Source organism: Brevibacillus fluminis (genome assembly GCF_052072235.1).
GTDB lineage: Bacteria > Bacillota > Bacilli > Brevibacillales > Brevibacillaceae > Brevibacillus_D > Brevibacillus_D fluminis_A.
The window spans coordinates 3,845,436-3,859,180 of record NZ_CM125436.1 but is presented as its reverse complement, the minus strand read 5'-3'; the positions used below and the strand labels follow the sequence as shown (position 1 = coordinate 3,859,180).

Annotated in this window: 13 protein-coding genes and 1 riboswitch; of the genes, 12 read left to right on the top strand and 1 reads right to left on the bottom strand. The window is 52.2% G+C overall.

Annotation, left to right across the window (positions count from 1 at the left end; genetic code table 11):
• The first annotated feature begins 67 nt into the window (after positions 1-67).
• The 8 genes from ACTID9_RS19180 (at position 68) to ACTID9_RS19145 (ending at position 9,201) form a co-directional block, all read left to right on the top strand.
• Entirely contained in the window at positions 68-1,717 is a 1,650-nt protein-coding gene (locus ACTID9_RS19180) for a hypothetical protein (protein ID WP_441066514.1), read from the top strand.
• Positions 1,718-1,837: 120 nt separating this feature from the next.
• Entirely contained in the window at positions 1,838-2,656 is an 819-nt protein-coding gene (locus ACTID9_RS19175) for an EcsC family protein (protein ID WP_441066513.1), read from the top strand.
• 19 nt (positions 2,657-2,675) lie between these two features.
• A complete protein-coding gene (locus ACTID9_RS19170) occupies positions 2,676-4,430 on the top strand; it encodes a methyl-accepting chemotaxis protein (RefSeq protein ID WP_441066512.1) in 1,755 nt (584 codons plus the stop codon).
• A 50-nt stretch (positions 4,431-4,480) separates the two neighbouring features.
• A riboswitch (Lysine riboswitch) is annotated at positions 4,481-4,666 on the top strand.
• A 94-nt stretch (positions 4,667-4,760) separates the two neighbouring features.
• On the top strand, positions 4,761-5,471 hold the full coding sequence (dapD, locus tag ACTID9_RS19165; RefSeq protein ID WP_441066511.1) for a 2,3,4,5-tetrahydropyridine-2,6-dicarboxylate N-acetyltransferase: 711 nt from the start codon (positions 4,761-4,763) through the stop codon (positions 5,469-5,471).
• Positions 5,472-5,507: 36 nt separating this feature from the next.
• Complete coding sequence (locus tag ACTID9_RS19160; protein WP_441066510.1) at positions 5,508-6,719, top strand: aspartate aminotransferase family protein; 1,212 nt, start codon at positions 5,508-5,510, stop codon at positions 6,717-6,719.
• A 2-nt stretch (positions 6,720-6,721) separates the two neighbouring features.
• Positions 6,722-7,861, top strand: coding sequence for an N-acetyldiaminopimelate deacetylase (locus ACTID9_RS19155; RefSeq protein WP_441066509.1), 1,140 nt, complete (start codon positions 6,722-6,724; stop codon positions 7,859-7,861).
• Positions 7,862-8,122: 261 nt separating this feature from the next.
• Positions 8,123-8,722, top strand: a complete 600-nt coding sequence (locus tag ACTID9_RS19150; RefSeq protein WP_441066508.1) for a hypothetical protein — start codon at positions 8,123-8,125, stop codon at positions 8,720-8,722.
• Positions 8,723-8,829: 107 nt separating this feature from the next.
• Positions 8,830-9,201, top strand: a complete 372-nt coding sequence (locus ACTID9_RS19145) for a DUF4912 domain-containing protein (protein WP_441066507.1) — start codon at positions 8,830-8,832, stop codon at positions 9,199-9,201.
• Positions 9,202-9,301: 100 nt separating this feature from the next.
• On the opposite strand, the gene ACTID9_RS19140 is transcribed toward ACTID9_RS19145, so the two are convergent.
• Positions 9,302-9,730, bottom strand: a complete 429-nt coding sequence (locus ACTID9_RS19140) for a DUF1885 family protein (protein WP_441066506.1) — start codon at positions 9,728-9,730, stop codon at positions 9,302-9,304.
• Between the two features lie 178 nt (positions 9,731-9,908).
• Here ACTID9_RS19140 and ACTID9_RS19135 point away from each other — a divergent pair, with 178 nt between their 5' ends.
• From ACTID9_RS19135 to ACTID9_RS19120, 4 genes are all read left to right on the top strand, one after another.
• Positions 9,909-10,214: a DUF3055 domain-containing protein gene (locus tag ACTID9_RS19135; RefSeq protein WP_441066505.1), complete on the top strand. Its 306-nt coding sequence runs from the start codon at positions 9,909-9,911 to the stop codon at positions 10,212-10,214.
• Positions 10,215-10,379: 165 nt separating this feature from the next.
• The gene (locus tag ACTID9_RS19130) at positions 10,380-11,180 is read left to right on the top strand and encodes a lysophospholipase (RefSeq protein ID WP_441066504.1); all 801 of its coding nucleotides are present in this window, start codon (positions 10,380-10,382) and stop codon (positions 11,178-11,180) included.
• 93 nt (positions 11,181-11,273) lie between these two features.
• A complete protein-coding gene (locus ACTID9_RS19125) occupies positions 11,274-11,408 on the top strand; it encodes a GapA-binding peptide SR1P (protein ID WP_441066503.1) in 135 nt (44 codons plus the stop codon).
• A gap of 120 nt (positions 11,409-11,528) precedes the next feature.
• Positions 11,529-13,682 carry a TolB family protein gene (locus tag ACTID9_RS19120; RefSeq protein ID WP_441066502.1) on the top strand — a complete coding sequence of 718 codons (2,154 nt, stop codon included), beginning with the start codon at positions 11,529-11,531 and terminating at the stop codon, positions 13,680-13,682.
• Positions 13,683-13,745 lie beyond the last annotated feature (63 nt).

The following is a 13,745-nucleotide window of genomic DNA, read 5'->3' as shown; positions in this document are numbered from 1 at the left end:
TCATTGCGAGATTGATAGGGTAAAGTATGGGAAGATCAAGGGTTCATAGGGGAAAGAGGGAACAGATGTGAAACGATCGTTACAATTCATGCTGGCGACCGGTTTGGCTGTGGTGGTGGCGGCGACAGGCATGGAAATCCCCCAGGCATTCGGGGCTACGACAAGCTCAACAGCCGCATCGACGACAAAAGGAGCGGCTTGCAGCATAAAGGTAGTGAGGAGCAAAACGGCGGAAGGACCAGAGGTCGCAAGCGGATCAACGCAGCTATTGCCCAATGAGAATGCGCGAATCTATTTTTACGCATCCCAGAGGGGCGACTGGGCGATGATGGATCAGTTTGGCAAACAAATCGACCAGGGCGTGCGCCAATCGTTCGTGTCGAATCCGTTGCCAAACGGCAAATATACGCTGACCTTTACGCCAAAAGACACAAAATGCGGCACATGGAGCACCACGATCAATGTGGAGCCTGTCACCATTTATCAGGGGGCGGAAGGGAGCGGGCAAAAAATCGCCGCCAAGCAAATCGTCAATGTGACGGAACTGCCGGCCCATTTGCAGTTCACCGCCTCTTATCCCGGGCAATGGACCGTGGGCGGCATCAATGAGACCGTATATGAAACGAAAACATTCCAGTTTACCGTTCCGGCTCAATTCGCAGGCTTGAGCATTCCTGTAACATACGTTCCCAATGGCGGGGACGACGACAGTTCGACCCAATTTTTCATCCAGGCGGGCGGGAAAAATTCGACCTCCAGCGGAACCCCCTCCGATTTTGACATGGATGTGGTAAGCCAGGTCAACGCGAATTCCACCCCAACCGAAGAGAAAGAAGGACTCGCGCAAAACGCTTCTGTGACCATTTACCAAAATTCGCTGTACAAGTTATGGGTGACTCCGAATGCCGAGGCGTTTATCAAAGACCGGGTGGACTACCATGAAGCGGACCCCGGCTTCTGGACCGTCAACAACGTACTGGCGACTAATGACCATCTGAACTGGAACGATACGGCTCTCAATCTGGCAAGCTACGGTGCGGGAACGTATAAAGTGATGTATTTGAGCAAAACGGATGCCACCAGACAGTGGACGGGAACCATCCAGATCGTCAATGATGCAAAGCCTGCAAGCTCCCGTGGAAGCTGCGATCCGGTTGAATCCGGCACGGCTCCGGCAGCACAGCCACTGACGCTTCTGACGGGCAAAGGGGCGATTTTGCCGAATGGCGGCACCGTGACGGTTTCCTCACCGGCAGAATTGTCCGACTACCGGGCGCTGAAATTAACCGGTACGCATGCGGTTAAAACCGGTATGCAAAAAATCAACAAAGATAACGTGAAAACCAATATCCACTATGTGCATGTGCCGAAGCTCGAATGGGTATCGGAACCGCTGACCTTCGGCGAGCAGCATGAATATTCCGGCGGAAGAATTTCGTCTGCGAATCGGGTGGAAGTGCGCTACAACAATGAGGTGCTGGCATCGTTCGCGCCAGCAGCAGGTAGTGACGAAGAGGAAGCCGATGGGGAAACGGCGCTGAATCTAGCAGCCATTATTGCCAAAAACGGGAACAAAGCCGGAAATTACACGATCAGCATCGAAAATACATTGTCCAATCTCACGTGCGGATATGAAGAGAATGCGGATTCCTATGACAAGGTGCTTGGCACCAACACGATGAAGCAAACGTATACGCTGACAATCACGCTGAAGTAGCAGCGGAGAAAACCAGAGGGTCATGGCGATCCCTCTGGTTTTTTTAGTAACTTTTTCTACTAAAATACGTATTACATAGTGTCATATGCGACTTATGTACTAAATGAGGTGAACTGTTTTTTGGAGAGCACGCAAGAATTGCAGCAGATACTGACTGACATCGCCAAATGGGAAAACGATCAGAAAGACTTATGGTTTTGGGAAAAGCTCGGGCGGCTGCCGTTTGTTTGGCTGGATAAGCTGACACCTGCGTTCGTTCAGGAAAAGCTTGGTGCCGCCATCGATGAACTCGCCAGCTTTTTGGAGACAGGCGGCAAATTTTTGACGGATGAGCAAGCGGTCCGCAAGCGTTTTGCTGAACTGCCGGGATTGACAGAGGCGGAGCGGCAATCCATTGCCGACGGCCACCTTGCCGATCTTTCCATCGCGCGCATGGATGCGGTCGCGGGCGACATCGGGGATTCGCGAGCCCGGTTTGCCACCATCCAGGGAGCGACGACCGGCTTTGGCGGATTGTTCACGTTGGCCGCAGACATCCCGCTTTTGATCGGCACGTCCCTCAAAACATTGCAGGAAATTGCGCTCTCCTACGGATATGATCCGCATGCGAAGGAAGAGCGTTTGTTTATTGTGAAATGCCTTCAGTTTAGCTCGTCGGACTATGTCGGCAAAAAGGCCATTCTGGCTTCGCTTGCAGCGTTCACGGAACCGGAAGGCAAGGTGCGGGACAATCTGATTGCCGAGCTGCAAGGATGGCGCGAGATGGTGATCGTATACACGGAGAACTTCGGATGGAAAAAGCTGTTCCAGCTCGTTCCGATCGCCGGCATGGTCTTTGGCGGGTATGTAAACCGCAAGACGGTCGAGGATACGGCAGAGGCTGGCCGAATGCTCTACAAAAAGCGGAGAGCGCTGGAGCGGCTGCGAGAAATCGGATAGAGAGAAAGATGGGGGTTTTATGAAAACGTTGCAAGGAAAAATGCTCGTATTTTTTAGTTTGCTGCTCTTGATTGGCGGCAGCATGATCGGCTTTTTGATCTACCGCTCCTCCACGAATCTGGTGATCGACTCGGTGGGAATGCAAGCGCGGCTTATTTCGGAAAACATGGCAAAACGGATACCTGTCGACGATTTCGTCAAAATCGTGGAGGCGGTTCGCGTGGCGCCGGATGATGAAGCCAATCAGGCGAAGGTTGCGGCCATGCCGGAATATGTTGCCATTCGCAAAAGCTTGAATGAATACAAGGAAGCAAACGGCTTGAAATATTTGTACACCATGGTCGAGCGTGAGCCATCCACCTTTCTGTATGTCGTGGATGGTCAGCCGTTGGGCCAGACGGATGATGTGTCATTGCCAGGTCAATTGGAAGCCAATACATACGAGGGCATGCAGAAGGTATTTCAAACCGGGCAGACCCAGATCGGGGAATTGAACATCGATGATACATACGGGGCGACGATCACAGCCTATGTGCCGCTCGTGGACAAGTCGGGGCATATGATCGGAATCGTCGGCGCGGATTTTGACGCGACCGCGATCTATCAGCTCATGGCGAAAAACAAGCGCGACCTGATCTTCATCACGGTTGGCATCCTCGCATTCACCCTGCTGCTCAGTTGGCTGTTCGCGCATTATTTGGTCAAGCCGCTTCGCCGCTTGACGGGTGCTGTCCAAGAGGTCCGAAAAGGCAATCTCGCCGTGCAGATCGAGCCTGGCAGCAAAGACGAGATCGGCATCCTCGCGCAGGCGTTCGGTGCGATGGTTTCCGATTTGAACCAGATGGTGCGGGGAATCAATGAAAGCTCGTATACGGTGTCACAGTCGTCCCATCATCTTGAACTGACCGTAGAGGCGGCGAATCGGCGCACCGAGCAGATGGCGCGCCAGGTGGAAGCGCTGCGCGATGGAGCAGAAGAACAGTCGCATCTCGTGCAGCAGACGAGCCAAACGATCGTGGCGATGTCGCGGGAGATCGACGACATTTCCGCGCGCTCCCAAAATGTGCAGGAGCGCTCGCAAGCGGCCACACAGCTGGCCGATCAAGGGAACATGCAGATCACGCAAACGGTCGAGCAGATGAAAGCGGTGCGCCATGCGCAGCAAGAAGCGGAGCAGGTGATCGGGGCATTGGATGACAAATCGCAGGAAATCAGCGAAATCGTCCATGTGATTACCGGCATTGCGGCGCAAACCAACCTGCTTGCGCTCAACGCTGCGATCGAAGCGGCGCGAGCGGGCGAGGCAGGCAAGGGATTCGCCGTCGTGGCCGAGGAGGTGCGCAAGCTGGCAGACCAATCCGGCGTTGCGGCGAGCCATATCGAATCGCTGATCGCAGATGTGCAGTCCTGCATCGGTCAGGCGGTCGAGACGATTCGCGCCGCCGCTGTCCAGATGGGGCACGGCGTAGAATCGATCCAGCGATCAGGAAGCACGTTCTTGTCGATTATGCAGGCGGTGCATGTGGTCAACGAGCAGATTGACAGCGTGGCAGCGGCGGCAAAGCAGCTGTCTGCAGGAAGCGAGCGATTGGTGGATGCCACCAAAGGGGTGGAGGGCTTCGCTGTTCAGACAAGCCAGGCTGCCGACCATTTCGGTGAGGACATGGCGGAGCAGCTTGCGGTCATTCAAGAAGTGAGCGCCTCGACGGAAGAGCTGTCGGCGATGGCTGCCCAGCTTCACGCCTTGATTCGCAACTTCAAGACTGACGAATAGGTTGTCTCTTCGGAACGAATCTGGTAGAGTAAAAGACAATTACATAGTACCGTCTAAATAGAGGTGCGCAACGAATGAGTACATTTGTCCGCAGTGGCGCGAGGGAGCGCCGGACAGGTGGAAAGGTCAATGCGCCGAAGCTTGCTGCCGTTCCCCGACGGCACCGGCTGGGGCAATCGCGTGAAGAACGCGTGTCTTGTCATGAAAGGCAACTTTCATGGAGCGCTATTTAACCTTGGGCTAATGGAAAGTGCAATGGGGAAAGAGCGATCTCACTCATTGCATTTCTTTGTATTGCAGCAAATCACAAACCTTGGAGGAGAGAAACACATGACAATGATGGACGCAAATGAGATCATCGCTTTTATTCAAAAGAGTGAGAAAAAGACACCTGTAAAGGTCCACGTGAAAGGCGACCTCGCCGGCATTGATTTTGGCGCATCCACCAAAACTTTCATCACCGGCAACGTCGGCGTGCTGTTCGGCGAGTGGAAAGAAATCGGGCCAGCATTGGAAGCGAATGCGGCAAAAATCGAAGACTACGTGGTGGAAAGCGATCGCCGCAACTCGGCCATCCCGCTGCTGGACACCAAAGGCATTCAAGCGCGCATTGAGCCAGGTGCGATCATCCGCGACCAGGTGACCATCGGCAACAATGCAGTCATCATGATGGGCGCATCCATCAACATCGGCGCCGTGATCGGCGAGGGCACCATGATCGATATGAACGCTGTCGTCGGCGGCCGCGGCACGATCGGCAAAAACTGCCACATCGGCGCTGGTGCGGTCATCGCAGGCGTTATCGAACCGCCATCCGCGCAGCCTGTTATCGTCGAGGATGATGTGTTGATCGGCGCAAATGCGGTCATTCTGGAAGGCATCCGCATCGGTAAAGGCTCTGTCGTCGCGGCAGGCGCGATCGTGATCGAGGATGTACCGCCAAACGTAGTTGTGGCAGGAACGCCTGCACGCATCATCAAGCAAATCGATGAGAAAACCAAATCCAAAACAGAGATCAAACAAGAGCTCCGCCAACTGTAAAAAAACGAGCGAAGCGAGCTGAGAGGAGAACCTGACATGGATTGGCGTCAATTGGATAACACCTACGTGATGTCCACTTACAAGCGGTTGCCGATTGTAGCTGCCAAGGGCGAAGGCAATTACCTATATGATACGGAGGGCAAGGAATACCTGGATTTGTTTACGGGGCTTGCCGTCAATGTGCTTGGTCATTCTCATCCTGCAATCATGCAAGCATTGCGTGAGCAGGGCGAAAAATTTCTGCACGTCTCCAATTATTTTTACAATCCTCCGGCCATCGAATTGGCGAAGGGCTTGGTGGAGCATTCGATCCCGGGCAAAGTCTTTTTCGGCAATTCCGGTGCGGAAGCGACGGAAGCGGCCATCAAGCTGCTCCACAAGTACGCCGCAGGGCAAGGCCATGAAAGAAGCGGCATTGTGGTTGTCAAAAACAGCTTCCACGGCAGAACGCTGGGGGCGCTCCGGTTGACTCGCCAAGCCCATGTGTACCAAGACTTCCCTCAGCCGGCTTTTCCGGTCTATGAAGTGGAGCCGGGCGATCTGGCGCAGTTTGCACAAGTGCTCGAGGAAAACAAGCCTGTCGCGGTTTTGCTCGAGCCGATCCTCGGATCAGGCGGCATCGTGACCTTGACTGTCGATTATCTCAAGGCGGTAGAGACGCTTTGCCGCAAAGAAGGTGTGCTGTTCTGCATCGATGAGATCCAGACGGGCATGGGGCGGACCGGCCGTCTGTTCGCCTACCAGCATGCGGATGTCATGCCGGACTTGATCCTGTTTGCCAAAGGCGTCGGCGGCGGTTTGCCGTTGGGCGGAGTGATCGCCGGTGAAAAGCTGCAGAACTTGTTCGCCCCAGGTGATCATGGAACGACCTTTGCGCCTTCGCCGCTTTCCGCAGCGCTCGGAAATGCCGTGCTGAAAACGGTTTTGGATGAAGCGTTCATGCGCAATGCCCGTGACACTTCATCGTATCTGTGGAGCGGGCTTGCGCGCATTGGCGCCGAGTTCCCCGGACTGATCAGCGAGGTGCGGGGCAAAGGCATGATGCTCGGGGTCGTGCTCGCCGCAGCGCCGGAGCAAGTCAGTCAGCTGCAGCGCGCGTTGATGGACAAAGGAATCCTGGTCGACGTCACGCAAAAGACGATCGTCCGCCTGCTGCCAGCGCTGATCCTCGAACCGGCACATGTAGATCGCTTCCTTGCCGCGTTCCATGAAGAATTGGACAAGCTGCACAAAGGGGGGAGCGCATAGCCATGGCATTTCCTTACACGCAGATTCGCCGTGATTTGCACCGCATACCCGAACCCGGTTTTCAGGAATTCAAAACACAAAGCTATCTGCTTGCCTATTTGGCCACCCTGCCATCGGAGCGGTTCGAGCTGAAAACGTGGCGAACCGGCATTTTGGTCAAAGTAAAGGGGCTTGCGCCGAAGCGCTTGATCGCCTGGCGTGCGGATATGGACGGATTGCCGATCCGGGAAGAGACATCGTATGACTTCCAGTCGGAGCATGAGGGCTTCATGCATGCCTGCGGGCACGATATGCACATGACGATGGGGCTTGGCATTTTGACCCATTTCGTGGAAAATCCGATTGCCGACGATCTTTTGTTCGTGTTCCAGCCTGCTGAAGAAGGGCCGGGCGGAGCGCTGCCAATGCTTTCGAGCGAGGAGTTCAACGAGTGGCGTCCGGATTGCATTTTTGCCTGCCACATCGCACCTGAATATCCTGTCGGCACGATTGCGTTGAAAGAAGGGATCTTGTTCGCGAACACGTCCGAGCTGTTCATTGACTTGAAAGGATTGGGCGGCCATGCCGCCTACCCGCACAGGGCCAATGACATGGTAGTCGCGGCAAGCCATCTCGTTACACAGCTTCAATCGGTCGTCGCGCGCAATATCGACCCGCTCGATTCCGTCGTGATCACCGTCGGCAAAATCGAGGGCGGCACCAAACAGAACATCATCGCCGAAAATGCGCGGTTAGAAGGCACGATCCGCACGATGTCGATGGAATCAATGGCAAAGGTGAAAGGCCGCATCGAAGCGCTGGCCAAAGGGATCGAAGCCGGATTTGAATGCCAGACTGCTATCGATTACGGCTCCAATTACTGCCAGGTCTACAATGATCCGGCGCTGACCCGCGATTTCATGGAGTGGGCGCGCACGGAGAGCGACGTGCAGGTGATCGAGTGCAAAGAAGCGATGACAGGAGAAGATTTCGGCTACTTTCTTGCTGAAATCCCCGGCTTCCTGTTCTGGCTCGGTGCCGACACGCCGTATGGGCTGCACCATTCCCGCATCGAGCCGAGCGAGCAGACGATGCAGGTCGGCATCAAGCTGGTGACACAGTACCTCACCTGGCTTTCCCAGAAAACGAACCAAAGCGCCTAGTCGATAGGCGCTTTTTTTCTTGCTGTGCGTTTTTTGGCGGCGACTGTCAGACGAAAGGCCCGAAAAACCGTGCTGATTCTCCTTATGCTGTGCATAACTATGCTTTTTTGCCATTCAAGCCCTGTGGATACTGTGGATTTTGTTGAAAAAAAGGTCAGGACCACCACAACTTTTTCCTATCCCATGCGTATAACCTTATGAGATGAAAAACGTGAGAAAAGTAACCATACTGTGATGGTAGGCAAATGGAGGATTGAAGGAATGAGAAAAGCAGCGATTGTGGCATTCGCAACCATGGCTATGGCAATTGCGGGTACAGCCAGTACAGCGATCGGTGACGGAAATGTAAAAGTAGTGGTGGACGGAAATTTGGTCGGCAGCACATTTGCCGCGTCAGATACGGATTCTTTGCAGCAACTTGTCGGTACTATGGGCGGACTATCAGCATATGATAAAAAAGCAGGAAAGTTGGCAGTGGAAAAGCCAAAAGTGAACGTATTGCTTTTGGAAGGAGTCCAGCAATACAAAAATAAAAGCATCGTCTTCACCAACCCAATCCAAGGGTACGGTGATAAAGATGTGCCGCGCAGCTTCAACGCGTTCGTCGAAATCGACAACGCGCCGGTGAGCAGTGAGCTGAAAGTGCGTCTGGTGCTGGTAGGCCCGGACGGGAAAACGGTGGATCGCGGGAAAGAGTGGACCTATTCGACGAAAAACGGCACAAGCTTTTACTTCTCGGAGCCGTTCATCTCCACAAAGCTGGAGCAATACGGGACGTACACGCTGCAGGTTTGCATGAAAACGGAGAAGTACGACAACTATGTGGTTGTAGGCGAAAACAGTTTTACAGTTGGCCGCTAAGAAATTGGCTTGTCTTTGATTTCAAAAAAATTGCGATTGTGGTATAATTGAATTTGCACAGCTCTTCCTCTTGCGCAAGTTATATGAGAAAGGAAAGATGGGAGCGAATGGATAATTACCCCCCCATGCAGTCATCTACTGATGGAGATGGCCCGAGTATAAGTATCGCCTGGAAAGATGAACAGTCCATTCTGGCAAAATGGCGTATGACCGAGGAGTTTCAAAAGGAGATTGAGCGTGAGTTCGTAATCCCGTTTGCAGAGCTTCCGTTTGTTCTCCGCCTCTACGATGTCACAGATCGAACGCATATACGGAATGACGGATCGGATATTTATTCCGATTTCGACATCAACCATCGTTCGAGTGAATGGATTCTTTATGGTGTCATGCCGGGACTTTCTTATTGTGTTGATCTGGGGATACGCATGATTGACGGACGGTTCTATTCCTTTACCCGATCCGAGATGATTACCAGTTAAACTCTCCTTTTTTTGGAGAGTTTTTTGTTTGGCTAAAAAGTCGATAAAAAAACAGCCGTCAGCAACAGCTTACGACCGTTTTGCACCAAAAGTGACTGTTTTAAGGCTTGCGTGGTTGAAAATATTGGATGCGTCCGTTGAACAAGTGCAATTCCGCTTTGAACTCACGCGCCAAAAAGCGGCAATACTCATTTGCCTTGCTCATGTCTCCGTTCGTTGCAGACTCCGGCAAAGCGATTTGAATGTAATGTTTTTCTTTCCCATCCGCTTCTTTCGACCCGACGCCAACAATCATGTATTTGTATTCCTTCGGGTCTTTCCCTTTGAGCAAAAACCACTGGTCTGCTCCTTCCGGACGGTCTTCCACGACATAAGGAAAAGCTGCATCCGCATATCCCCAGCCCAATTGCTCGCCGGTTTTTTTGGTCATGTCCGTATATCGTTTGAACTTGGCTTTGACATCCGGGATGGTAGCGGTTTGTGCGGTGGAACCGTCAACAAAGTAAATAAAGGCTGATTTCATCTTCATGTAAGCGCTCACCTCTACGCATGAAAAATCGGACTCGCATGAATCATTCCTCCGCCTAGTGTAGCATTCCTCCCTTTCTTTGACAACAGATTGAGATGTTGGAAAGAAGAATATTGGCAAGAGGACGTGCTCGGTTCGATATGATAAGGATAAGATCGCAAAAAGGAAAAAGGGGGGGATGCATGTGGAGCATTACGAAAGCTTGTATGATCTGTCTGAATCGGCGCAGGTGCGCTTTATCGGGGTCGTGTCTGACCATACCCGGTACGATTTTGGCATCGTTTACACGTCCCGTTTTTTTGGAAAGCCGCTGGTGGTCTGTATGCAGACCGGGCAATCCGCTTTGCTCGGTTCAGACGATGCGCATACCCCCGGTACGCTTCAACGCGTTTTTCGCCTAGCGAATGAGAATCAAGCGCTGGAGTTGTCCAAAATGCTGTTGGAACTCCTTCCGGCGCTGCCGATGGTGGAAAACCAATATTGATGCTGCAGGAAACAGCGGGCAGCACGCTCGAGCAGTGGGCACACCCCGCTGCTCATTTTTTTGCATCGGCCAGCCGCCGTGCGTGCCTTAAAAAAAGAAGTTGACGGTAGCATTGCAGAATAGGCAAGATAATAGCATCATGCGTTGGGGAAAGAGGAGATTGCTGTGGAATGTTTTCGCCATTGTTGGAGAGCAGAGGAGCCGATCGGAACCGTCGTGCTGGTGCATGGGACGGGTGAGCATCATGGGCGCTATGAGCATGTGGCCCGCTATTTGAACGAACGGGGCATAACGGTTGAGAGCGGAGATTTGCCAGGCTGGGGACGCTCCGCAGGCTTGAAGGGGCATGTCGGCCAGTTCGACGATTACGTGGCGGCCGTGGCTGATTGGGTCGAGGAGGCGAAGCAAAACGCGAGCGGTCCGGTATTTTTGCTCGGTCACAGCCTCGGCGGGTTGATTGTGACACGCTATATCGAGCAATATGCGTCACAACATGGATTGGACGGATTGATTCTCTCGTCGCCATGCTTGCAGCTCAAACTGGAGGTTTCGCAATGGAAGCGCAGCTTGGCGGAGATGCTGAACCGGGTGTGGCCGACGCTGCGGCTCGCCAATGACATTGCGCCGTACCATGTGTCGCGCGATCCGGTCGTGCAGGCCGCGTACATCAGCGATCCGTATAATTATCCCAAGGTGAGCGTGCGGTGGTTTACCGAGCTGCTAAAAGCGATGGAGCATGCCTGGCAGGACCAGAAGCGAATCGATTTGCCCGTGCTGACGGTGCAGGCAGGGGACGATTACATCATCGACGCGGATGGCGTGAAGCGGTTCGTGGACGGGATACCGGTTGCGGACAAGGAATATGAGCGGTTTGCCGGCTTGTATCATGAGGTCATGAATGAGCCTGAACGAGATGTTGTGCTGGACAGAATCGGTACCTGGCTGGACAAAAGGTTACACAAATAAATATTTTTTGCCAAATGTGCTATACTCTGTTGACGGAATTAGCGTGTCATATTATAGTGATGATATCAGATGAATTCCGTGGAGGGGTAGCAGATGGGAACGATTGTATGCCAAAGCTGTGGGACGATTATCGACCATTTTGAGTCCAATTCGGTGAAAACGCTCTACGGAGTGTGCGACTGCAAGTGTGAAAAGCAACAGGCAAAAATGACCACAACCAACGAATAAACGGTGCGCAGCGGATGCGCATCTTTTTTTTGTTTACAACTCCTCTCCCTTCCATAATAATGAAAGAGAGTTTACAAGCTGTTTTGTAAATGACTTTGGCAAGAGAGGAGAAAGAAAAGAATGAAGGGAAGACGAATGCAAGGAGCGTTGGCTGCTCTGGTTCTGGCTACTTCCTTGTGGAGTGCGACCACGCCAGCTCATGCGGAATCGATCGGGTCTGAAGAATCGATCACGTCCAGCGCACTGTCTGTTTCGAAAAAAGGAATGGACCTTTCTGAAAAGTATGCCGTTTGGGTGAGCACCAATGAGGATAGCGAACAATCGATTGTGCTATACAGCATCGACAATGAAAAAGCGGATCGGATCGCCGAATCCAGTTCCTCGAAAAGCAGTCCGGTGACAGCCGGCAATTATGTCGCCTGGATTGATTACGGGCGCAAAGATGGCGACATCTATCTGTATGACATTACCTCCCAAAAGACAACGAAGGTAACGGACAGCACGTTTAAGGCGACAGATCAGGAGATTCAGATTTCGGAAAACTATCTGGTTTGGACAAATGCAAAAGATAAAAACATTTACGCGTACGATTTGAAAAAAGGCTCGACCATTCAGCTGACGACAAAAGGCAAGGCGAGCCACCCGAGCGTGAGCAACGACTATGCGGTATGGCAGGATAACACGACAAGCGATGCCGACATTTTCTACTACGACTTCAAAAAGGGGAAAGCGGTGCTGGCCGTCGACAGCTCGGATAACCAAACATACCCCGACATTAACGACGATGTGATCGTCTATGAAGATGACCGCAACAGCATGGGCGAGATTTACTCGTATACTATCACAGACGGTGAGGAAACACGGGTAACCAAGAGCAAATCCTCCTCCAATGATACCAACAAGGAAGCCCCGCAAGTTTACGGAAACAAAGTCATTTATCTCAATGATGAAGAGCTGCGCATTCAGTCGGCTACAAGCAGCAGCAGTAGCTACGATACGATCGGCGACTCGGTATCGAGACGCTTGACGGCGAGAATCAGCAGCAAATACGTGCTGTATGCAGTAGAAGGCAGCAGCTCGACTTCCCTGTACCTGTACAACATCAAGGACGATGAGTCATCCGGCTTGGGCGGCCAGGCAGGCGATCCGGGTGCTCCTGCTGCATCCGACCGTTATGTCATTTACTTGAACCAGGGCAAAAAACAGGATCAGGTTGTCCTGTACGATGTGAAAAACAAAGTGTCCAGTACGTTGACAGCAAGCAGCGAACAACCGCGCAAGCCATTGGTGAGCAACCAGTATGCCGTTTGGTATGACTTGAAAAAAGACGTTCTGGTCAGCTACAATGTGAAAACCGGAAAAAAGACGAATATCACGACGTCTGATGATGTGCCGCATGAAGATTTTTATGCCTTGAACGGACAGTATCTGGTGTGGGCTGACGAAACGCGCAAAGGCTATTCCATCATGCTGACGGATTTGAAAACGAACAAAACGACCGATGTGGAAAGCGCTTCTTCCGATCTGAGAGGCTTGGACATGTATGACAACCGCATCATTTGGGCTGACGGAAAAGACGATCGAATCGAAGTCGATGTTTATGACATTGACGAGGAGCGCACGACTACGCTTAAGAACCGCATCGCGGATATCGACGGCGTCAGCGTTGGAGAAAACTATGCGGTATGGTCGGAATATGTGGGCAAGGATTGGGAGCTGTACTACTACGACTTTGCCCGGGAAACGGTGAACCAACTGAATCGCAACAAGGAACCAAATGATCAGCGTAAACCGAAAATGTCCGGCAATGTATTCGTGTATGAAGATAACCAATATTCACGAGATTCGGACGTGTATTACTATTACCTGTATGATTTGGATAGCAAATCAAAGTTGAAATATTATCCTGGAGAAGAAGGCACTCCAAGCGAAATGGCGATCGGCGGCAACCGCGTCGTTTGGATCGACAACCGCGATGACATCGCGGAAGTGTACATGATGGCATTTGACCAGCCGTCTGACGATCCGAACGATGGAGGCGGCGACGGGGAGTACAAGGACTACAACTTTAAAAAGGTGTTGGAAGAGGGAACGTTGGATCAAATCATTAAAGACAACGGAAACTCCTATGACGGCATTTACTTTGTGTTTATGGACGGTTCCACTGAGGAAGCATCCGTAAGTATGGACGATGCATCCGCAGACTTCGATACTTTCATTGAATTGATTGAAGGCTACGGCTTTGAAAACATTTACGTTCGCGTTTACCAATAAACGCATGAAAAAAAGCAGGCTGCGGTGATTCCCCGCAAGCCTGCTTTTTTTGCTGTTCACGTT

Excerpts from the sequence above, each read along its gene's own strand:
- ACTID9_RS19170 (WP_441066512.1), top strand. The coding sequence starts at position 2,676 with ATGAAAACGTTGCAAGGAAAAATGCTCGTATTTTTTAGTTTGCTGCTC.
- dapD (WP_441066511.1), top strand. The coding sequence starts at position 4,761 with ATGACAATGATGGACGCAAATGAGATCATCGCTTTTATTCAAAAGAGT.
- ACTID9_RS19160 (WP_441066510.1), top strand. The coding sequence starts at position 5,508 with ATGGATTGGCGTCAATTGGATAACACCTACGTGATGTCCACTTACAAG.
- ACTID9_RS19155 (WP_441066509.1), top strand. The coding sequence starts at position 6,722 with ATGGCATTTCCTTACACGCAGATTCGCCGTGATTTGCACCGCATACCC.
- ACTID9_RS19150 (WP_441066508.1), top strand. The coding sequence starts at position 8,123 with ATGAGAAAAGCAGCGATTGTGGCATTCGCAACCATGGCTATGGCAATT.
- ACTID9_RS19145 (WP_441066507.1), top strand. The coding sequence starts at position 8,830 with ATGGATAATTACCCCCCCATGCAGTCATCTACTGATGGAGATGGCCCG.
- ACTID9_RS19140 (WP_441066506.1), bottom strand. The coding sequence starts at position 9,730 with ATGAAGATGAAATCAGCCTTTATTTACTTTGTTGACGGTTCCACCGCA.
- ACTID9_RS19135 (WP_441066505.1), top strand. The coding sequence starts at position 9,909 with ATGCATGTGGAGCATTACGAAAGCTTGTATGATCTGTCTGAATCGGCG.
- ACTID9_RS19125 (WP_441066503.1), top strand. The coding sequence starts at position 11,274 with ATGGGAACGATTGTATGCCAAAGCTGTGGGACGATTATCGACCATTTT.
- ACTID9_RS19120 (WP_441066502.1), top strand. The coding sequence starts at position 11,529 with ATGAAGGGAAGACGAATGCAAGGAGCGTTGGCTGCTCTGGTTCTGGCT.